At 59.7% G+C, this 21,452-nt stretch carries 18 protein-coding genes; 5 read left to right on the forward strand and 13 right to left on the reverse strand.

Annotated features, from left to right (window positions below; genetic code table 11):
* Window positions 1–80: 80 nt before the first annotated feature.
* From AACY02_RS14500 to AACY02_RS14510, 3 genes are all read left to right on the forward strand, one after another.
* The gene (locus AACY02_RS14500; protein ID WP_339432546.1) at window positions 81–1,271 is read left to right on the forward strand and encodes a YbfB/YjiJ family MFS transporter; all 1,191 of its coding nucleotides are present in this window, start codon (window positions 81–83) and stop codon (window positions 1,269–1,271) included.
* A 61-nt stretch (window positions 1,272–1,332) separates the two neighbouring features.
* Entirely contained in the window at window positions 1,333–2,331 is a 999-nt protein-coding gene (locus AACY02_RS14505) for an NAD(P)H-quinone oxidoreductase (protein WP_339432547.1), read from the forward strand.
* Between the two features lie 112 nt (window positions 2,332–2,443).
* A complete protein-coding gene (locus AACY02_RS14510) occupies window positions 2,444–3,388 on the forward strand; it encodes an alpha/beta hydrolase (RefSeq protein ID WP_339432548.1) in 945 nt (314 codons plus the stop codon).
* Here the strand turns inward: AACY02_RS14510 and AACY02_RS14515 are convergent.
* The gene (locus AACY02_RS14515; RefSeq protein ID WP_339432549.1) at window positions 3,385–5,196 is read right to left on the reverse strand and encodes an ABC transporter ATP-binding protein; all 1,812 of its coding nucleotides are present in this window, start codon (window positions 5,194–5,196) and stop codon (window positions 3,385–3,387) included. The genes AACY02_RS14510 and AACY02_RS14515 overlap by 4 nt on opposite strands.
* A 123-nt stretch (window positions 5,197–5,319) precedes the next feature.
* Here AACY02_RS14515 and AACY02_RS14520 point away from each other — a divergent pair, with 123 nt between their 5' ends.
* Together AACY02_RS14520 and AACY02_RS14525 are read left to right on the forward strand one after the other, a co-directional pair.
* Window positions 5,320–5,919: a hypothetical protein gene (locus AACY02_RS14520; protein WP_339432550.1), complete on the forward strand. Its 600-nt coding sequence runs from the start codon at window positions 5,320–5,322 to the stop codon at window positions 5,917–5,919.
* A gap of 147 nt (window positions 5,920–6,066) precedes the next feature.
* Window positions 6,067–6,480: a VOC family protein gene (locus tag AACY02_RS14525; RefSeq protein ID WP_339432551.1), complete on the forward strand. Its 414-nt coding sequence runs from the start codon at window positions 6,067–6,069 to the stop codon at window positions 6,478–6,480.
* A gap of 56 nt (window positions 6,481–6,536) precedes the next feature.
* On the opposite strand, the gene AACY02_RS14530 is transcribed toward AACY02_RS14525, so the two are convergent.
* The 12 genes from AACY02_RS14530 to AACY02_RS14585 all read right to left on the reverse strand — a co-directional run bounded on the left by AACY02_RS14530 (window position 6,537) and on the right by AACY02_RS14585 (window position 21,245).
* On the reverse strand, window positions 6,537–6,866 hold the full coding sequence (locus AACY02_RS14530; RefSeq protein ID WP_339432552.1) for a hypothetical protein: 330 nt from the start codon (window positions 6,864–6,866) through the stop codon (window positions 6,537–6,539).
* Between the two features lie 227 nt (window positions 6,867–7,093).
* Complete coding sequence (locus tag AACY02_RS14535; protein WP_339432553.1) at window positions 7,094–8,116, reverse strand: ABC transporter permease; 1,023 nt, start codon at window positions 8,114–8,116, stop codon at window positions 7,094–7,096.
* 56 nt (window positions 8,117–8,172) lie between these two features.
* Window positions 8,173–9,738, reverse strand: coding sequence for a sugar ABC transporter ATP-binding protein (locus tag AACY02_RS14540; RefSeq protein ID WP_339432555.1), 1,566 nt, complete (start codon window positions 9,736–9,738; stop codon window positions 8,173–8,175).
* A gap of 70 nt (window positions 9,739–9,808) precedes the next feature.
* Window positions 9,809–10,735: a sugar ABC transporter substrate-binding protein gene (locus AACY02_RS14545; RefSeq protein WP_339432556.1), complete on the reverse strand. Its 927-nt coding sequence runs from the start codon at window positions 10,733–10,735 to the stop codon at window positions 9,809–9,811.
* A gap of 156 nt (window positions 10,736–10,891) precedes the next feature.
* Complete coding sequence (locus tag AACY02_RS14550; RefSeq protein WP_339432557.1) at window positions 10,892–11,944, reverse strand: Gfo/Idh/MocA family protein; 1,053 nt, start codon at window positions 11,942–11,944, stop codon at window positions 10,892–10,894.
* A gap of 154 nt (window positions 11,945–12,098) precedes the next feature.
* On the reverse strand, window positions 12,099–13,124 hold the full coding sequence (locus AACY02_RS14555) for a Gfo/Idh/MocA family protein (RefSeq protein WP_339432558.1): 1,026 nt from the start codon (window positions 13,122–13,124) through the stop codon (window positions 12,099–12,101).
* Window positions 13,125–13,165: 41 nt separating this feature from the next.
* Complete coding sequence (gene iolD, locus AACY02_RS14560) at window positions 13,166–15,097, reverse strand: 3D-(3,5/4)-trihydroxycyclohexane-1,2-dione acylhydrolase (decyclizing) (protein ID WP_339432559.1); 1,932 nt, start codon at window positions 15,095–15,097, stop codon at window positions 13,166–13,168.
* Between the two features lie 47 nt (window positions 15,098–15,144).
* Window positions 15,145–15,966, reverse strand: a complete 822-nt coding sequence (locus tag AACY02_RS14565) for a TIM barrel protein (RefSeq protein ID WP_339432560.1) — start codon at window positions 15,964–15,966, stop codon at window positions 15,145–15,147.
* A 25-nt stretch (window positions 15,967–15,991) separates the two neighbouring features.
* On the reverse strand, window positions 15,992–17,494 hold the full coding sequence (locus AACY02_RS14570; RefSeq protein ID WP_339432561.1) for a CoA-acylating methylmalonate-semialdehyde dehydrogenase: 1,503 nt from the start codon (window positions 17,492–17,494) through the stop codon (window positions 15,992–15,994).
* 44 nt (window positions 17,495–17,538) lie between these two features.
* Complete coding sequence (gene iolB / locus AACY02_RS14575; protein ID WP_339432562.1) at window positions 17,539–18,348, reverse strand: 5-deoxy-glucuronate isomerase; 810 nt, start codon at window positions 18,346–18,348, stop codon at window positions 17,539–17,541.
* On the reverse strand, window positions 18,348–19,238 hold the full coding sequence (gene iolE, locus AACY02_RS14580) for a myo-inosose-2 dehydratase (RefSeq protein ID WP_339432563.1): 891 nt from the start codon (window positions 19,236–19,238) through the stop codon (window positions 18,348–18,350). The genes iolB and iolE overlap by 1 nt, the downstream gene beginning before the upstream one ends.
* A gap of 69 nt (window positions 19,239–19,307) precedes the next feature.
* A complete protein-coding gene (locus AACY02_RS14585) occupies window positions 19,308–21,245 on the reverse strand; it encodes a bifunctional 5-dehydro-2-deoxygluconokinase/5-dehydro-2-deoxyphosphogluconate aldolase (protein ID WP_339432564.1) in 1,938 nt (645 codons plus the stop codon).
* Between the last annotated feature and the right edge of the window lie 207 nt (window positions 21,246–21,452).

Genomic DNA, 21,452 nt, shown 5'->3' on the forward strand with positions numbered 1-21,452 from the left:
AATACGATGCCAACTCGCTGCACCAGCGCAGCAACAATAGCCGATATCCTGAGCGGCATATACCTCTCAGGATCGCTCCCATGCGTACATCATCCTCAGCGTTACCGATCTTCGCCGGACTCTGCGCCAGCCTGGTCGGCATCGGCCTGGCGCGCTTCGCCTACACGCCGTTGATTCCCTCGCTGATTCAGGCGCAGTGGTTTTCTGCCAACGACGTGGTCTATCTCGGCGCGGCCAATCTGGTCGGTTACCTGATCGGCGCCCTGCTCGGTCGGCCGATAGCTAGGCAACTTGGCAATAAAAACGCCCTGCGACTGATGATGCTGCTGGTCACCGCCGCGTTTTTTGCCTGTGCGTTTCCGTTGTCGGTGGGCTGGTTCTTTGGCTGGCGTTTGCTGTCAGGGATTACCGGTGGCGCGATCATGGTGCTGGTGGCGGCGACCGTCCTGCCCCATGTGCCGGCGTCCCGTAAAGGGCTGGCCAGCGGCGCAATCTTCCTCGGTATCGGCCTGGGGATTGCCGGTTCCGGGACAATCGTGCCGCCGCTGCTGAGCCTGGGCCTGCAGGCCACCTGGTTGGGGCTGGGCGGTTTGTCGTTGTTGCTGACCGCACTGAGCTGGTTTGGCTGGCCCGCCGATTTACCGCATGCGATTGCGACTCACGAGGTTGTGCCGGTTGAGCCAACACCTCACGCCGTCTATTTGCTGTTCGGCCAATATGCGTTCATGGCCGCAGGTTTGGTGCCGGCCATGGTTTTTCTGGTGGATTACGTGGCTCGCGGGCTCGGTGCCGGGGCGCATATGGGTGCACGGGTGTGGGTCATGTATGGCCTGGGCGCGATTGTCGGGCCGGTGAGTTATGGTTTTCTCGCTGATCGACTTGGCGCGCGGACAGGCATCCGGCTGGTATTGATGGTGCAGGTGATTGCGCTGGGGCTGCTGGCGTTTTCCCACACCTTCATGGCCCTGGCCGTGCTGGCGGTGATTATCGGCTCATTCCCACCCGGTATCGTGCCACTGGCCTTGGCCCGTGTGCATGAACTGGTGCCGGATCATCATCGCCAGCAAATCGCCTGGAGCCGCGCCACCGTATCGTTTGCCACGTTTCAGGCGCTGGCCGGGTTTGCCTATTCGGCGTTGTTCAATGCCACAGGTGGCCATCACGCCTGGCTGTTCATGATCGCCGCGGGCGCGATCACGGTGGCAATTTTGCTGGAGCATGCCCCGAAATGGCTACCCTCTTCGCCTAAACCGCGGTTCTGTGAAAATTGAACGGAATCATTACCGGCAGGCCGCGCTCCCATCTATAGAACCTCTGGCAACAGGAATCCAAATGTCCTTACCCAACGAAATGACTCGCATCGAAATCACTGAACCCGGTGGCCCCGATGTTCTGCAAGCCAAACGCGTACCGTTGCCGGTCGCCGCCGAGGGTGAAGTGCTGATCCGCGTTCACGCCGCCGGCATCAACCGGCCAGACGCCTTGCAACGCGCCGGCAAATACCCGATGAAGCCCGGAATGAACCCGATTCCCGGTCTTGAAGTAGCCGGCGAAGTGGTCGCGCTCGGGGCCGGTGTCAGCCAGTTTGAGCTTGGCGACAGCGTTTGCGCGCTGACCAATGGCGGCGGTTACGCCGAATATTGCGCAGTACCGGCCGGCCAGACCCTGCCAATCCCCGCCGGGATTGATTGGGTGCAGGCCGCCGCGATCCCGGAAACCTTTTTTACCGTGTGGGCCAACCTGTTCGGCCTAGGTGGTGCCAGCAGCGGGCAACGTGCGCTGATTCACGGTGGCACCAGCGGTATCGGCACCACCGCGCTGATGCTGTGTCGTGAGTTCGGCATTGAGGCATTTGCCACGGCCGGTAGCGCCGAGAAATGCGCAGTGATCCGTAAGCTGGGCGGTCAGGCAATCAACTATCGCGAAGAGAATTTCGCTGACGTCATCGCCGAGAAAACTGCCGGTCAAGGCGTGAATATCGTTCTCGACATCATGGGCGCCTCCTACCTCAACGCAAACATCAGCGCCCTGGCGATGGATGGACGAGTGGTGATGCTCGGTTTCCTTGGCGGCGCCCGGGCCAATGACATTGATCTGCTGGCAATCCTCGGCAAACGCGCCGTTGTAACGGGTTCTCTGCTGCGCGCACGCACCGCTGCCGAGAAAGCCGCGATCGCCGATCAACTGCGCGAACACGTATGGCCGGTGCTGGCCGACGGACGCTGTCTGCCGATGGTCGACAAGGTCTACTCACTGACCGACGCGGCCAAAGCCCATGCCCACATGGAAGCCGGCGATCACATCGGCAAAATCGTGCTTCGCGTGGACTGAGCCGCCGCAGCATTTTGTAATCGTTGCACACGGGCGATGGTCGAAAATGTCGTGCACAGACCGAGGCATCTGGTAAAAAGCGTTCTTTGTCTGCGCAGTGGTGAACCGTTTAATGTTCCTTTCCTTCATGACCCGCCTGCGACGTCGCCGCTTGGCATTCGCCTGCATGGCCGCGCTTATTATCGGCGTGCCGGCGAGTTGTGCCGTGCTGGAACATACCGAGCGCAAACTGCTGTTTCGCATCGAACCGGGCACGGCGGGTTGGTATCACGGCTTGCCCGGCAGCGTGCAGGAACTCGATCTGCAACCCAAACGTTTCAAGGCCGGGCAAAACATTCATGCCTGGTGGTGGCCTGCAGAACGCAAGAATGCCCCGGCCATCCTCTATCTGCACGGCGTGCGCTGGAACCTCACCGGGCAATTGTTCCGCATCGAGCAACTGCGCGCAGCGGGCTATTCGGTGCTGGCCATCGATTACCGTGGGTTTGGCAAGAGCAAGGGTGATCTGCCGTCCGAAAGCAGTGTTTATGAAGATGCGCGAGTGGCGTGGGAGCGTTTCAAGCTGTTGCAACCGGATCCGAACAAACGCCTGATCTACGGTCACTCCCTCGGCGGTGCCGTGGCAATCGATCTGGCAGCCGAACTCGGACAGGACGCCGCCCGCGATCACACGCCACTGCCCGTGCGCGGACTGGTGATCGAGTCCACGTTCACCTCTCTGGCGGATGTCGCCGCGGCGGTGGCCAATACCTCGCTGCCGGTGCGCTGGCTGCTGTCGCAGAAGTTCGATTCCATCGACAAGATCGCCGAGATTCATATGCCGCTGCTGGTGGTGCATGGCTTGGCCGATGCCTTAGTCCCCCCGCGTTTCAGCGAACAACTGTTCAACGCGGCACAGCAACCCAAACGCTTGCTGCTGGTGCCTGGAGCGACGCACAACAACAGCATGGCGTTGGGCGGGCAACATTATCGCAAGGCTATTGATGCGTTGATGCAAACCCAGCCCGCCCCTCGTATCGCCGGCCCCGCGACTGTGCGCAGCGCACGGGACACCTAACGATAACCACGCGCCTGTAAATCGAACAGTTGCGCGTAATGCCCGGCCGCGGCGATAAGCGCACCGTGGCCACCCTGTTCCAGAATCTTTCCTTGTTGCAGCACGATGATGTGATCGGCATTGCGCACGCTGGAAAAACGATGGGAAATCAGTAAGGTCATGCGCCCTGCCGTGTGCTGGCTGAAATGCTCAAACACCGCGGCTTCCGCCGCCGGGTCCAGGGCCGAGGTTGGCTCATCGAGGATCAGGATGTCGGCATCACGGCGCATATACGCCCGGGACAACGCAATCTTCTGCCATTGCCCCCCGGACAACTCCTGGCCACCGGCAAACCAGCGCCCCAACTGCGTGGCATAACCACGGTCGAGCCTTTCGATGAATGGCGCCGCCATCCCTTCGGCAGCGGCCTCCTTCCAGCGTTGTTGGTCGTTGAACGCCAGCGTATCGCCGACGCCGATGTTTTCCCCGACGCTGAACTGGTAGCGGATGTAATCCTGGAAAATCACGCCAATGCGACGGCGTAACGCGGTTTCCTGCCAATCCTGCAAATCGCTGCCATCGAGCAGAATGCGTCCTTGATCGGGACGGTATAGGCGGGTCAATAACTTGATCAGCGTGGTCTTGCCGGAACCGTTTTCCCCCACCAACGCCAGGCTGTTGCCCGGCACCAGATGCAGGTCAATGCTTTGCAGTGCCGGACGGCTGGCCCCCGGGTAACAGAAACCGACGTTTTCGAAACGCAGACCATCGCCCGGTTGCGCGCCGACGGTCAGGTGACCGGTATCGGCCAGCACCGGTTCAGCGAGGTATTGATAAAGACTCGTCAGGTACAGGCCGTCTTCGTACAGACCACTGATCGCGCTCAGGCTACTGCTCACAGCGCTCTGACCTTGCTTGAACAGCACCAGATACATGGTCATCTGGCCCAGACTGATGTCGCCCTGCACGGCATCGATCACCACCCAGGCGTAGGCCACGTAGAACGCCGCGGTGCCAAGCAATCCAAGACCGAAACCCCAGCCATCACGACGCAGCGTCAAGCGCCGGTCTTCGGCATAGAGTCTGGCGAACGTGTCGCGGTAGCGTTGCAGCAACAGCGGTGCGAAGCCGAACAGTTTGACCTCTTTGATATAGGCCTCGTGGGAAAGAAGCGTCTCGATGTAACTCTGCTGTCGACTCTCCGGCGCGCGACGGGTAAACAGGCGAAACGCATCACCGGAGAAATGCGCCTCGGCGAAAAACACCGGTAGCGCCCCGGCCACCAACAGCACCAAGGCCCACGGCGAAAAGTGCACCAGCAGCACGCCGAAGCTGATCAGCATGATCAGGTTCTGGATCAATCCCAGCGACTTCATGACCAACGCCAATGGCCGCGTCGAGGCTTCGCGGCGCACCCGCACCAGCTTGTCGTAGAACTCGGAGTTCTCGAACTGCACCAGTGAGAGGGTCTGCGCCTTCTCCAGAATCATCGTGTTGACCTTCTGGCCCAACTGCACCCGCAACAGCGACTGCTGCACCGACAGCGCCCGCTGTGTGCCGGACAACAACGCCAATACCCCCGCCTCCATCAGCACATATCGCAACACCGGCCACAGCGGCGCACTGCCGTGCTGCGCGTGCAGCTGCATCGCCGCGACCACGGCATCGACAATGCGCTGGCCCAACCACGCCGCCAGTGCCGGCAGCATTCCGGCAATCAGCGTCGCCAGCACCAGCCCCAGAAACAAACCTCGCGACGTCCCCCAGACCAACCGCAACGCACGCTGCGCTTGGTCGAACAAGAAAGTGACGCGGGAAAATGAAGGCATAGGACGTTGAACCCGGCAGGTGATGACAGTGCGCCATGGTACTCCAGCGCAACGATTGAAATTCATAGTGTGCGAATTCCTCGGCATACTGGCGTGCGCCGAACACCACGAAAAGGACTCAACGTGTTATCTCGCCCCAATGCCCTTTGGCTCTATTACCCTCTCTGCTGGCTCGCGGCTCTGACGCTGCTGCTGCACAGCGCTTTTTATGACTGGAATCTGATGACACCGATCGATGTCGGTGGCACCTTCATGGGCGGCATGGGCGGGCAAATGTTTGTCAGTGCCTGGGTTCTGACCACAGTGGTTTTGTTGATAAGCCTGCTAGTGCGCTTGCCTGGATCGATCCATGCCTGCATCGCCGCAGGGCTTTTGCCACTTGGCATGGGCGCCTGGAGGCTAGTCAACTATCCAGACGATGCAGAACAACGGATCTACAGCATCAGCCCCCATGAAATCGGCAGCGCAATGTTGATCGGCGCAGGCTTGATGCTGTTCGGTCTTTTTTTGCGCTCAAGACTCAAGAAAAGCCACAGCAGCGGCCAGCCGTCCCGCTTCGCAATGATCGGCAGGTCTGTGGTGGCGGTTCTCATAGCCGTTGTTTTTATCGGCGCGCCGATCAAAATTGCCACGCACCTTGAGCTACCCCATTGCGCGTTCAGCAAGGAGGGTCAGCAATTGACCATATGCCTGGGTGACGACGAGCACGTCATCGTCGACTGAGTCGGGACTTGCCCGGGTCTTTTCATTTGAAAAACATCGGGAGAACCCGCTCGATCCCGACGTCAAAACCTCTGCTATGTTTTAACCGCCCATCGTGGAACACGCTGTACAACCACTACTCCACGCCTGACTGCCAGGAACAAAGACATGAAAATCAACCCGTACCTGATCTTCAACGGCGACTGCCGAGAAGCCTTCACTTTTTATCAGCAAGCCCTGAGCGGCGAACTGGAGGCGATGACCTCTTTCGGTGAATCCCCCGCTGCGGAGCACGTTGCAGAAGAACATCGGCACCTGATCATCCACACCTGCCTGAAAGTCGGCGATCAGATGATCATGGCTTCGGACACCACGCCCGACCGCCCGACTCAGGGCATGAGTGGCTGTTCAATTTCCCTGAACGTCGACAGCATTGCCGAAGCCGAGCGGATATTTAACGCGCTGGCCAAGGACGGTCGCGTCGACATGCCGCTGGAAGCGACCTTCTGGGCCGCACGATTTGGCATGTTGGTGGATCGCTTTGGCGTGTCATGGATGGTCAATTGCGATAGCGACAAGTGAGTCTGCGTTTTCCACACCCATGAAAAAGCCCAACCGTTAAGGGTTGGGCTTTTGGCTTAACGCTGTGCCAGTTCATGCCGCACGCATTGTTCATAGTAGGTTTGCTTGATCGCCGCGGGTCTGAGCCGCGAGCTGCTGTTGTAGGTTTGCTCGGTGATGCCCATGGCGGTCATGCGCATCCATGGCTGCTGGAACTTGCGGGCCTGCAAGCGCTTGCGTGCACCGTACAGGGAGATTCCGGACAGTTTCGATTGCTGCGCACCGGCGGCGATATCGGCACCCCAGGTACAGGCAAAGCGATGGTTTTTGCTCAATGCCCTTGCCTGAACCCCCGCGGCAAAGACAGCCAGGGAAAGCGTTGCAACGGTGATGACAATCGTCCGCATGTGGCCAACCTAACCTTTTGAAAAAAAGCGAGTTTGCCGTTCAAAGTGCAATCAGGGGGCCAGCAATTTGCCGCTTTTACCGATTTTTCTACTGCCTTGCTGGACTGATCAGCACAACGGTCGACTCACCGACAGCCCTCATGATGCGTGGCAAACACCCTGGCTGAAAATAATGGGGATGTGGTGAAGCGAGAGCCAGAACAGGCCCTCGCTGTTTGCCGTCAAAGTCAGCGCTTGAGTTTGCGCTTGTTGCGGTATTGGTCGATGACCACCGCGACCACGATGATCAAGCCTTTGATGATGTCCTGAATATAGGCATCGACCCCGACGAACGTGAATCCACTGGCCATCACTCCAAGAATCAATGCACCGATGACGGTGCCGGTGATGCGCCCCACCCCGCCCGCCAGGCTGGTTCCGCCAATGACCGCTGCGGCAATGGCATCCAGCTCATAGGACATGCCCATCCCCGCCTGCCCGGTGGCGGCGCGGGCCGAAGCCACCACGCCCGCCAATCCTGCCAGCAACCCGGCGATGCTGTAGACGATGACCAGATGGCGTTTGACGTTAATACCGGACGTACGCGCCGCCTGCATGTTGCCGCCGATGGCGTAGGTGTATTTGCCGTACTTGGTGTAGCGCAGTGCGATGTGGAAAATCACCGCGACCACCAGAAAGATGATCACCGGCATCGCGCCGTTACCGATGGCCGTGTAGGAGTCCGACAGCATGCTGATCGGCTGGCCTTCGGTGTAGTAACGCGCCAGGCCACGGGCCGAGACCATCATGCCCAAGGTGGCAATGAACGGTGGAATTCCGGTAATGGCGATGATGCTGCCATTGATTGCCCCCGCCAACAGCCCGACGCCGAGCCCGACAATCACCGGAATCCACACCGGCAAGTCGGTCAGCGACGGGAATACCGCCCGAGAGAAATCCGAGGTCTGTGCCAGGCTGGCCGCAATCATCGCCGATAAGGCCAGCACCGATCCCGACGACAGGTCGATGCCGGTGGTGATGATCACCTGGGTTACGCCAATCGCCAGCAGGCCGATGATCGACACTTGCAGAATCATCAGCACCAAACGCTGGGAGTTCATCAGGAAGCTCTGGTCGCGCACGATCCAGCCGAACACTTCGAACACCAGGCCGATACCAATCAGCACCAGGAAGATGCTCAGCTCGGTCGGAAAGCGCCGGCGATTCTTGGCCGGCGCCGCTGCCGGTTTGTTTTCCAGTATCGCGTTCATAACTACTCACCCTTCTATCGCGTCGACGACGCTGGCCGTGCCAGCGTCAGCATTCATTAGTGAACGGCGGACATGCCCGAGGCCAGTTGCATCACTCGCTCCTGAGTCGCTTCGCGGCGGTCGAGGGTGCCCATCAGGTCGCCCTCGTGCATGACCATCACGCGGTCGCTCATGCCGAGCACTTCCGGCAGTTCCGAAGAAATCATGATCACCGCCATGCCTTCGCTGGCGAGATAGGCGATAAGCCGGTAAATCTCGGCCTTGGCGCCGACATCGATACCGCGGGTCGGCTCGTCGAGAATCAGGATGCGCGGATTGGTCATCAGCCACCGCGCCAACAGGGCTTTCTGCTGATTACCACCGGACAAGGTATCGATGCACTGCTCCAGTGACGGGGTTTTCACCCGTAGCTTCTTGCACATGTCTTCGCACAAGGCGCGCAGGGCTTTTTGCTGGATAAATCCGCGGCCGGCGTAATGCGGCAGCACTGCCATTTCCATGTTTTCCAGTACTGACAGGCACGGGAACAGACCGCTGAGCTTGCGATCCTCGGTCAACAGCGCGAAGCCCTTCTCGATTGCCATGTGGGGGTCGCTGATGCGCACCACTTCGCCATCGAGACGAATCTCGCCACTGTCGCTTGGGGTAATGCCGAAAATCGCTTCGGCAACGTTGGTCCGCCCCGAGCCCATCAGCCCGGCGATGCCGAGGATCTCGCCGGCGTGCAGGTCGAAGGAAACATCCTTGAAAATGCCGTCCAGTTTAAGGTCGCGCACCGACAGCAACAGATCGCCGATCGGCTTTTCGCGTACCGGGAACAACTGGCTCAACTCGCGACCGACCATCATCGAAATCAGGCTATCGCTGTCCATGCTGTCGGCCCGTTGCAGGCCTATGTAGGCGCCATCGCGGAACACCGCCACTTCATCGGCGATAGCGAACACTTCGTTCATTTTGTGGGTGATGTAGATAATGCCTTTGCCCTGGCTTTTCAGGTCGGCAATGATCGAAAAGAGGTGGGCAACTTCCTTGTCGGTGATGGCCGAGGTCGGTTCGTCCATGATCAAGATGTCGGAATCGTAGGACACCGCTTTTGCGATCTCGACCATCTGCCGTTCGGCGATGCTCAGGTTGCCGACCTGCTCTTGCGGATCGAGGTTGATCCGCAAGCGTTCGAGCAATTTCGCCGTGCAGCGGTGCATTTCCCGGTGATCGACCATGCGAAAGCCGTTGAGCTGCTCACGGCCGATCCAGATATTTTCGGCGATGCTCATGTGCGGCATCAGGTTGAGTTCCTGGTGGATCATCGCGATCCCGGCCTGAAGCGCTGACAGTGGTGTTTGGAAGACCACCGGCTTGCCCCTCAGGCGCAGTTCACCGGCGTCCGGCTGATAGATGCCGGCAATGATTTTCATCAGGGTGGATTTGCCAGCGCCGTTTTCACCCATCAGGGCCAGCACAGAACCTGGGCGTACCCGAAGCTGCACATCGGCCAAGGCAACCACACCGGGAAATCCCTTGCTGACGTTGACGATCTCCAGCAGGTACGGCTCATCGGCAGGTGTTGCAGTTGGCTGGATACCCACTAACGGGGTGCTCGAAGCAGTCGCTGAAGCGAACATGATCAGGTACTCCATCAGCAAGGTCGCGGTGGCAACCTTGCGTATTTATTGTTGTTATTGAACGGACGGGCTATTTGAACGTGTCGACGTTTTGCGGGGTGATCAAGCGGTATGGCACCCACACGGACTGTTCAACCGGCTCGTTTTTGGCCATTTTCACGGCGGTGTCGATCGAACCGTCGGCCTGTCCCTTGGCGTCCTGAAACACCGAGACGGCCAAGGCGCCCTTCTTCACTGCGTTCAAGCCGTCCGGCGTACCGTCGACACCGGCAATCAGCACGCTACCCTTTTTGACGCCTGCCTGTTGCAGGGCCATGGCCGCGCCAATCGCCATCTCATCGTTGTTGGACACGACCGCGTCAAACTTGCGGCCCTGGGTCAGCCAGTCGTTGACCAGGGTCATGCCTTTATCCCGCGACCAGATACCTGTCTGCTCTTGCTCGATCTTGATGTCCGGGTATTTGGCCAATACTTCTTTGACGCCCTTGGTGCGGTTAGTGGTGGAGTTGTTCGCGAGGTCGCCGAGCAGAATCACGATGTTGCCCTTGCCGCCCATTTTGTCGGCCAGGTACTGCATCTGCATTTCACCGGCCTCCAGATCGTTGGAGGCGACCGTGACGACACCTTTGGGCAGCTTCAGGTCATCGGGGCGGCGGTTGACGTAGACCAGCGGGATACCGGCCTTGACGGCGGCTTCGGTGATTTTACGGGTGGCGGCGGTATCCACCGGATTGACCACGATGGCATCGACCTTCTGGCTGATGAAGTTTTCGACCTGACTCAATTGCTTGACCACGTCGCTGCGGGCGTCTTCGAATTGCAGCTGTACGCCATCGGGATAGGACTTGGCTTTCGTGTCCATGGATTCGCGCAGGTAGGTCAGCCAGGTGTCATCGAATTGGGACATGCTGACGCCGATCTTCATATCGGCGAGCGCCGCGCCACTGGCGAACATCAGCGACAAGGCAAGTGAGGCAAAGCGGATCTTGGTCTTCATGAAAAGTCTTTCTCCACATTCTTGTTGGTTTTATGGATGAGGCGTGACGATTTCAGTAAGCAGGCAAGCGGGAAAAGGGTTTAAACAGGTGGCGAGGCAGGTCGCTGAAAACGACTTTATTGGAAAATAATTTCCATATCAACTCATTTTAGAATTTTATTCTGATTTTATTCCATGGCGCTCGAACAGGCTCAATTCCACCACTTGATGCCGCTCGGCGCTCAGTCGCGCAGCGTCCAGCACGCAAGTGGTCGCCAGTGCATCACGGGCGTCCACAGGCAGTGGGCCACCGCTCTGCAACGCGGTTTGTAGCTGTAAATAGAACTGATTCCAGCAACCGCGCTCGGAGGGCACCCGTTCGCGCACCTCGCCCTGTTCGAACCAGCCCCAGCGGCGATGTTCTTCCACCCCCCAGCGCTCACCTTCGGTTTTTGGCGAAAGCCCGGCGAGTGCCGAGGCTTCTTGCCCGTCCAGACCATCGACGCTGTAACAACCGTGGGTGCCGGTCACCCGAAAGCGCGGGCCGGGGGTGTTTTGCAGGCAACTGCCGCCCAGGTGTGAGGTCACGCCACTGGCATGGGTCAGGGCCATAAAGAAGCCGTTATCGAAGACCTGGCCTTTTTCCAGGTAATCCAGTTCGGCGTAGACCCGTGTCACCGGACCAAACAACAGCAACGCCTGATCGACCAGATGGCTGCCCAAGTCGCGAAGAAAACCACCACCACTGCCGTTGTTCACCGCCAGTGGTGAGTAACGTTCGATCCGCGATTGGAAACGGGTGACTTGGCCCAACGCACCGGATTCGATGAGTTTGCGCACGGTCAGGAAGTCCGAGTCCCAGCGACGGTTCTGATAGACGCTGAGCGGCACGCCTTGGCGCTCGGCCATGGTAATCAGGGTTTGCGCTTGCTGCGCATCAGCGGCAAACGGTTTGTCGCTGACCACCGCCACTCCGTGTTCGATGCCATCAAGCACCAACGCCGGACGGCCCTTGAGCGGCGTGGACACCACCAGCACATCGATCCCGGCCTCCACCAGTTGGCCGATGCTGTCGAACGCTGGCACCCCTGGGTGTTCTGCCGCCAGCAACTGTCGGCGTTCCGGTGAACGGGTGACCACACCCACGAACGTCGCCGCCGGCAAACTGCTGATCAGCGGAGCATGGAAAAACCGGCCGCCATGGCCGTAACCGACAAGTCCGATCCGCATGTGTGCATTCCTTCTTATTGTTATGTAACCGCTCACTGGACACACGCCGTCCTTGTGGCAGCGGGTTTGCTCGCGAAGGCGGCGGACACGTCAATATTGATGTCGGCTGACACAGCGCTTTCGCCAGCAAGCCCGCTCCCACAGGCGATCATCGTTAGCCGTAGAAATGTGGGCGGTCTGGCAGACCGACTTTGACGATCGCCCCGCTGCTCTGCGCCTCGATGCACGCGTCTGCGGCGACGGCAGCGGCGAAGCCATCCCACGCTGACGGGCCACCCACCTGCCCGGCGCGCACGCCATCGATGAATGCCTGCAACTCAACGTCATACGCCGCGATAAACCGATCCTTCCAGTCCATCAGAATCGCGTTGGACAACTTCGCCCCGCTGCGCAACTGCACCTGGGACGGCTCGGGCAACCTGGCGATGCCGGTCTCCCCCACCACTTCGCACTGGATGTCGTAGCCGTATTGGCAGTTGACGAACACTTCCACGTCGATGCGCGTGCCCTTGGCGGTTTCCAGCAGCACGATCTGCGGGTCTCTCAAATGCGCGAGGGCCTTGCTGCTCTTGCGCGGGAACACCACCTGCACCGACACGTAATCGTCGTCGAGCAACCAGCGCAACACGTCCAGTTCATGGATCAGGGTGTCGGTGATCGCCATGTCGGTCTTGTAGTTTTCACCCACGCTCGGGTTGCGATGCGCGCAGTGCAACATCAAGGGCTCACCAATCTGACCGCTGTCGATCACGGCTTTGAGTGCCCGATAACCTTCGTCATAGGGGCGCATGAAACCGACCTGTACCAGGCGTTTACCGTGGGCCACTTCGGCCTCGACGATGTTGCGGCAACCTTGAGCGGTGACCGCCAGCGGCTTCTCGCAGAACACCGGTTTACCCGCCGCAATCGCCGCCAGCACGAACGCTTCATGGCTCGGGCCCCAAGAGGTGACGAGGATTGCTTCGACCTCCGGTGCCTTGATCAGCGCATGGCCGTCGGGATAGACCTCGGCGGTCAGTTTCAAGTCGGAAACGACCTTCGCGGCTTGCTGCAAATTGATGTCGGTTACAGCAACGACCTGGCTATTGAGCAGGGTCTGGCTGCAACGACGGATATGGTCCTGGCCGATCGCCCCGGTACCGATGACGCCGATCCGCAGTGAATGAGAGAGCAATGACATGAAGATTCTCCTGTGAAAATTTGTTGTGGTATCAGGGGCAATCAGTACTGACGGGCCTTGGCCAGTCGTTCATTCAGGGTCTTGGCCACCGCATCGGTGCGGGCACTGGTGGAGACTTGCGCCACGCCGACCCGCCACCACGACAGGTATTTGTGAATCATGGTTTTGGGTAGAACCTTGATATCGATCAGCGTCGACACCGTCTGCAAACGCGCATCGGCCAATGCGCTTCGCAGCTCTTCGACCGTGCTCACTTTGTAGGTCTTGCAACCATAAGCCGCCGCGCTCATGGCGAAATCCACCGGCACGAAACCGCCGTCGAGCTTGCCGGTTCGCGGGTTGCGGAACCGCAACTCAGTGCCGAAGCTGTCCATGCCGTGTTCCATCTGCAGGTTGTTGATGCAACCGAAAGTCATGTTGTCGAACAGCACCACGTTGATCTTGCGGCGCTCCTGGATCGAGGTCGCCAGTTCGGAATGCAGCATCATGTAAGAGCCGTCACCGACCAGCGCATAGACCTCGCGCTCAGGCTCGGCAAGTTTCACGCCCAGTGCGGCATTGACCTCGTAACCCATGCAGGAATAGCCGTACTCGACGTGATAAGTGTTCACGCCCTTGCTGCGCCAACTGCGCTGCAAGTCACCGGGCAGGCTGCCGGCGGCGGCGACGATCACCGCGTCATCGGCCAGGGTTTCATTGAGCACGCCAAGCACACGGCTCTGGGTCAGGCAGGAGCCGGTCAGCTCGATGAATTCGCGCAGCACCGCCGGGTCCATGTGGTCGTTGATTTCCGGGATGAAGTCCTGGCTCTGGTATTCGACCTGATAGAGACGGTCGACTTCCTCGTCCAGTTGCACCTTGGCCTGTCGCGGTTGATCGCCCCACGCAGAACGGTAATCGCCCAAGGCTTGAGCCAGGGCTTGCAAGCCAACTTTGGCGTCCGCCAGCAGTTGCACGCCGTCGAGCTTCAGGGCATCACAAGGACTGATGTTGAGGTTGAGAAATTGCACGTCCGGATGCTGAAACAGGGATTTCGAGGCGGTGGTGAAATCACTGTAGCGGGTGCCGACACCGATGATCAGGTCCGCGTCTTTGGCCAGCAAGTTCGCCGCCAGACAGCCGGTTTCACCGATCCCGCCAACGTTCAGCGGGTGACTGGACACCACCGCACTCTTGCCGGCCTGGGTTTCGGCGAAGGGAATGTCGAAGCGCTCGGCCAACGCCTGCAAGGCGCCATTGGCACCCGAGTATTTGACCCCGCCACCGCAAATGATCAGCGGCTTGCGCTTGCCTTTGAACAGCGCCAGCGCATCACCGAGCATCGCCTCGGTCGCCGGACGACGCTCGATGCGGTGCACGCGTTTTTGCAGGAAGTAATCGGGATAGTCGTAGGCCTCGGCCTGCACGTCTTGCGGCAAGGCCAGGGTCACTGCGCCGGTTTCGGCAGGATCGGTCAGCACACGCATGGCGTGGATCGCCGCCGTCATGAGTTGTTCGGGGCGGTTGATGCGGTCCCAGTATTTGCTCACGGCCTTGAACGCATCGTTGGTGCTGATGCTCAGGTCGTGGAACTGCTCGATCTGTTGCAACACCGGGTCCGGCTGGCGGCAGGCATACACGTCGCCGGGCAACAACAGCAAGGGAATGCGGTTGGCCGTCGCCGTCGCCGCGGCGGTCAGCATGTTGGCTGCACCAGGGCCTACCGATGAAGAGCAAGCGTAGATCTTGCGCCGCTGGTGCTGCTTGGCAAAACCGATGGCCGCGTGGGCCATGCCTTGCTCATTGCGCCCCTGATGGACGATCAGGTCGCCGCTGTCCTGCTCCAGCGCCTGGCCCAGACCCAGCACGTTGCCGTGGCCGAAAATGGTAAAGATCCCGGCCACGAACTTGCTTTGGACCCCATCGACCTCGATGTACTGGTTATCGAGGAATTTCACCAGGGCCTGGGCCATGGTCAGTCTTGTTGTGTTCATCGCCGCACCTTTTATGAAGGCAAATCCAATCTAATGGGGGATTTCCATTAACCTTGAGTTCTTTGCAGGTGATCCATGCTCGCGCCGATCGCCTGCTGGATATCCGCCAGACCATGGACGCTGTCGGCAAAAGGCTCGAACGACAGGTAGCCGCTGTAACCACTGCTGAGCAAGGTGTCGACTTGCGCCGCGTTGCCGAGGATGTCGCCCTCGCCCACCAGCACCCGGTGGCCGTCGCGAATGGTCGCCAACGGCGCCTCGGCATCCTCGACACCAGAGATGTGCACCAGTCCGGTCAGCTCGGGAAAGAATTCATGTTCGCCGGCCAAGTAATGGTGAAAGGTGTCGTGCACCAGACGAAACACATCCAGCCCGCCAATGGCCTTGATCGCGTCCACCGCCGTACGCTTGCGGCGCAGCGAGCACTCTTCGAAACCCAGCGGTTCAATGAAACCGAGGATGCCGTGTTCGCGCAGGATCGGCGCCAGTTCAGTCAACGCCATGCGCAAACCCGAAGCGCGTGCAGCCTCATTACGCGGGTCAGCACGGTCGTTGAGCGGACACATGACCAACCCTTGAGCACCACAATCACGGGCATAAGCAGCCAGCTTCAAGGCCTGTGCACGGCGCTCGTCATTCCACACATCAAACGGATACAGCGCGTTGATCGACAGCACGGTAATGCCTTGGGCGGTGCACAACTCACGGACGCGCTCGGGGGCGGTGCCGTCTTCGATCTCGACGCCTTTAAGGTCGTTGCGAATTTCGATGGCGTCGGCCTTGAGGGCCACCGCCAGGTCGATGAACGCCGGCAGGGACAAGCGTGGGGCGACCATACGGTTCAGGGCGAAACGCAGGGGTTTGCTCATTATTGTTGTTCTCCGCACAGGTGAATCAGTTGGCCGTTGGCATGCTGAATTCCGGGCCGTTGGCGATACTGTCGGGCCAGCGCTGCATCACGCTTTTGTAGCGACTGTAGAAGCGAATGCCCTCCTCGCCGTAAGCATGGTGATCACCAAACAACGAGCGTTTCCAGCCGCCGAAAGAATGCCAGGCCATCGGCACCGGAATCGGCACATTGATGCCGACCATGCCGACCTTGATGGTGCGGGCGAAGGCTCGGGCGATGCCACCGTCGCGGGTGAAACAGGACACGCCGTTGCCGAATTCGTGGGCGTTGATCAACGCGACGGCGCTGGCGAAATCCGGCACCCGCACGATGCCCAGCACCGGGCCGAAAATTTCCTGTTGGTAGATGCTCATTTGCGTCGTGACGTTGTCGAACAGCGTCGCGCCGACGAAGAAGCCGTTCTCGGCGCCCGGCACCTTGAAGTTTCGGCCGTCGACGATCAGTCGTGCGCCCTGAGCCACGCCTTCGTCGATAAACCCTTCGACTTTGGCCTTGTGCTCGGCGGTCACCAACGGCCCCATGTCGCTGTCGCCCTTCAGGCCGTTGCCGACTTTCAACTGATCGATACGCGGCAGCAGTCTGGCAATCAGTGGGTCACCGACATCGCCCACCACCACGGCAATCGAAATCGCCATGCAGCGCTCGCCGGCCGAGCCGTAGGCCGCGCCGATCAGGGCATCTGCCGCTTGATCCAGGTCGGCGTCGGGCATGACGATCATGTGATTTTTCGCCCCGCCCAGTGCCTGCACACGCTTGCCCCGGGAGGTAGCTTGTTGGTGGATGTACTCGGCAATCGGCGTCGAGCCAACAAAGGAAATCGCCTCGATGTCCGGGTGTTGCAGCAACGCGTCCACCGCTGTCTTGTCGCCCTGGACCACGTTGAACACGCCGTCGGGCAAACCGGCTTCGCTCAACAGTCGGGCCATCAGCACGCTGGCGGACGGATCACGCTCGGACGGTTTGAGGATGAAGCAGTTACCGGTGATCAGCGCCAGCGGGATCATCCACAACGGCACCATCACCGGGAAGTTGAACGGCGTGACGCCGGCACACACGCCCAGCGGCTGACGCAGGTTCCAGTTGTCGATGCCGCCGCCGATGTTGTCGCTGAAATCGGTTTTCAGCAGGTTCGGCGCTCCACAGGCGTACTCGACGATCTCGATACCCCGGGTGACTTCGCCCTTGGCGTCCGAAAACACTTTGCCGTGTTCGCGGCTGATGATTTCTGCCAGTTCATCGTGATGCTGGTCGAGCAGTTCCTTGAACTTGAACATCACCCGCGAACGGCGCAGGGATGATTGTTCGGACCAGGCCGGGAAGGCTTTCAGGGCCGAGGCAACAGCTTCGTCTATGGTTTTCTGGCTGGCCAGCCCGACGCGCGCCTGGACGCTGCCGGTGGCCGGGTTGAAAACATTGCTGAAGCGTTCGCTGTGGCTGTCTTGCACTTGACCGTGAATGTAATGGCCGATGACCGGGGCGTCGCTCATGGATCGTGTTCTCCGTGCAGAGGTTGGAATTTGGGCTTTTCAGTTCACAGATCAAGCAGCCAACTGTGCTGCGGATCGTTGTGGAACTGCCAGACGCGTTTCGGGCCGGCCATGACATTCAGGTAATACGACTCATAGCCGTACGGCACACTCACCGGGTGATAACCCTTGGGCACGACAACAAGGTCGCTGTTTTCCACGGCCATGGCCTGATCGATGCTGCGATCGTCGGTGTAGACCCGCTGGAACACGAAGCCCTGGGGCGGGTTGATCTGGTGGTAATAGGTTTCTTCCAGAAAACTCTGGTGCGGCAAATCGTCGGTGTCGTGCTTGTGCGGCGGGTAGCTCGACGAGTGACCCGACGGCGTACGCACTTCCACCACCAGCAGCGAATGGGCCGGTTCGGTGTCCGGCAGAATGTCGCAGACATAACGGGTGTTGGCGCCTTTACCACGCACGCTGCGTTTCATGGAGTCGGGTTGAATCAGCCTTGGGCCGAGGCCATTGCCCGCGGAACCGGGGGCGGCGCACACGGCGATTTGTGCTTCGCTGAGCGCGACCACTTGCGCCTGACTGCCGGGTGGCAAATACGCGGCGAACGGAGATTTGTCTTCGAACACCGACTGACGATCGCCGAGGTTGTCCCAGTCGAACGCGCCCTGCCCCGGCGCTTCGCCCTTGATGCTGACCCGGCCGCTGAGCAGCACCAGGCACAGTTCTTTATCACCGGCAGACACTGGCAGGGTCTTGCCCAGACTCAAGCGGTACGCGGCGAAACCGACGTACTCCAACTCATCTTTACCCAGCTCGACCATGGTCCAGCCACGGGCATTGCTTTTGACCAGCAGGCTCATCATGCAGTCCTCTCGTCGAGCAGCGCGCGCAGGGTGTCGTAGCCTTTTTTGGCGTAGACATAACTCGGCGCCACCGCGGGGTCCTGTTCGGCTTCGACCACCAGCCAGCCTTGGTAATCAGCGGCCAGCAGCACATCGAGCAAGGCGCCGAAGTTGATATCGCCATCGCCGGGCACCGTGAACGTGCCGTTGATGATGCAGTCCGGGAAACTCCACAGGTTGTTGCGCGCCAGTTGCACCACCGGTTTGCGCACGTCCTTGAAATGCACATGGCAGATGCGTTCGATGTGCTTGCCCAGCACCTTCAGGGGTTCGCCGCCCCCCATGTAGCAATGGCCCGAATCGAACAGCAAACCGACCTCACTGCCGGTCAGCGCCATCAGCTTGTCGATGTCGGCCGGGGACTCGACGTAGGCGCCCATGTGATGGTGATAGGCCAGACGAACACCTTGGGACAGGGTGAAGCGTGCCAGTTCGGTGAGTTTGTCGGCGTACTCCTGCCAGGCGTGTTCGGTGTGAAAACGCGGGCGTTCAACCAGCGAAATGTATTGGCCTTGAATGGAGTCGGCGACTTCACCGTACACCAGCACCTTGGCGCCGTTTTTCGCCAACAGTTCGACATGGCTGCCGATGGCGTCGATTTCTTCGGCCACCGAACGGCGGGCCAGACGACTGGAATACCAGCCGGACACCAGCGCCAGGTCGTAGGGACGCAGTACATCGCCGACACCCTTGGCGTCTTTGGGGAACTTGCCGTTGAGTTCGAAACCTTCGTAGCCGATTTCCTTGCCTTCGCTCAATGCGGTGCTCAGCGGCGTCTCGCCCCCGAGGGACGGCAAGTCATCGTTGCTCCAGGAGATCGGGTTGATGCCAATTCGAATAGCGGGCATGGCTGCACCTTTTATTGTTTTTACCTATCTGTAAGACCGACGCTCCCACAGGGGATTTGCGTCAACCCGTCAGGCCCGGGCTGTGCGCCAGGCATCGATCAGTTCGACAAACGTGTCCTGCACCTGGCGGATCAGCGCTTGATCGTCGATTTCACCCGCCATCCACGCGCGGCTCGGCTCTTGGAAAATCGTCCGGCCCACGGCAAAACCACGGCAGGTCTGGCTCTGGCTGGCCTGTTGAAACCCTTTGGCCAGGGCTGCTGTCGGCGCATTCAGCCCCAGCAACACCACGCCTCGGCAATACGGATCACGCGCCTGAATCAGTTCGTCGAGTTGCTTCCACTCCTGGGCGCTCTGCGCTTCGATTTTCCACCAGGCCGGATAAATACCCAGGTTGTAGAGCCGTTTGAGGGCGCGATACAACACGTCTGGATGGGGCGAGGGATGATCAGTGGGTGGGATGATTTCCAGCAGCAGTTCATGACCGCTGACCAGGGATGCCTGATACAAACCCTTGATCTGCGCTTCCTGTTCCAGTCGCAGCAACGGCTCGTCGTCGGGGTGGAATTGCACCAGGCACTTGATGATTTGCTCCTGCGGCCAGGCGATCAGGTTGCTGCCGATGGAGCGACCATGCTCGAAAGCCAATGGACGCGAACCTTGCACTTCCACCGGTCGCGCCACCCACCAGCCACGGCCAGTGGCAGCGTTCAGCGAGTCCTGGCCAAAGCGTTGATCGGCCAGCAGCCCGACATCGGCCTCGATGCCTTGCTTGTGCAAATCAGCTTCGACCCGCTCCACGGCTTTGATAAAGAGTTGCTTGAGTTCGCCAATCGCGCTCAGGTCGCGACCGCCCTTGTGCGCCAGTTCCACCAATTGCCCGCGATGGTCGAAAGCAAAAATGAACAGTTGCTTCCATTGTTTGCGCGGCACGCTGACCTGATGCAGGCGTTGCAACACCCCATCCTGATCCGGCCGGGTAATCGGCAACGGGCTGTTGAACAGATATTCGAGTTCGGCGCGGGTCGGCATGGCCGGGGCGCAAGCGTGGCGTGAAACCACGAGACCACCACAGGCATTGGCCAACTGACAGCAGCGCTCGTCGCTCGCATCCTCCAGCCAACCACTGAGGAAGCCCGACATAAAGGCGTCGCCGGCACCCAGCACATTGAGCACCTCCACGCGCACGCCTGGATAAATGGCGCCGTCTTCGAGACGAGCCGGGATCACGCCATCAATCACCGTGCAACCTTGCGGGCCGAGCTTGACCACCAACGTTGCAGCGCTCAGCCGGCGGACATTGCGTAATGCCGTGAGCAAATCCTCGGAGCCGCCAGCCATCAGAAACTCCTCTTCAGTGCCGACGATCAGGTCAAAACGCGGGAGGATTTTTTGCACGTGCTGACTGACGCTCTGATCGGCGACGAAGCGTGTTTCCCCGTCAGCCTTGCCGGCCAGTCCCCAGAGCACTGGGCGATAGTCGATGTCCAGCACCCGTTTGACGTTGTGTTTCTCGGCATGATCCAGCGCCTGGGTGCTCGCTTTGTAGACGCCATCGGTGGAGAAGTGGGTGCCGGTAATCAGCAAGGCTTTGCTGGAAGCGATGAAGGCTTCGCTGATGTCTTCAGCCCGCAACGCCATGTCGGCGCAGTTTTCGCGGTAGAAGACCAATGGAAAGGTTTCGCGATCCTTGAGGCCCAGCAGGACCATGGCGGTCAGGCGCTCCGGATCGACTTTGATGCCACTGATGTCACAACCTTCGCGGGCCAGGGATTGCACCAGGAAGCGGCCCATATGGTCGTCACCGACCCGGCTCAACATCGCCGACTTGAGGCCCAATCGAGCCGTACCGAAAGCGATGTTGGCGGACGATCCACCGAGGTACTTGGCGAAACTTGAAACATCTTCCAACCGCGCGCCGACTTGCTGCGCATAGAGGTCGACGCCAAGGCGCCCCAGGCAAATCAGATCCAACTGACGTCCACTGGCAAAACGAGTCTGGCCCATGCTGGCTCCTGTTATTTTTATCAGCCTGTGCTCAGGACGATGACCGCGCCGAACACTCTTGGTGGATGCAGACTAAAACGACCGGGACCGAACAATCAATAATTATTCCAAATAATTTTTATGTGGAATATTTTTTCCAACATGCTCCTGTACAAGCGTTCCAGAGGTCGTGGATCGTTTCAGCACGCTGCGCACGACTGCAAGCTC

This window comes from Pseudomonas sp. EA_65y_Pfl2_P78 (assembly GCF_963970495.1).
Classification (GTDB): domain Bacteria; phylum Pseudomonadota; class Gammaproteobacteria; order Pseudomonadales; family Pseudomonadaceae; genus Aquipseudomonas; species Aquipseudomonas baetica_A.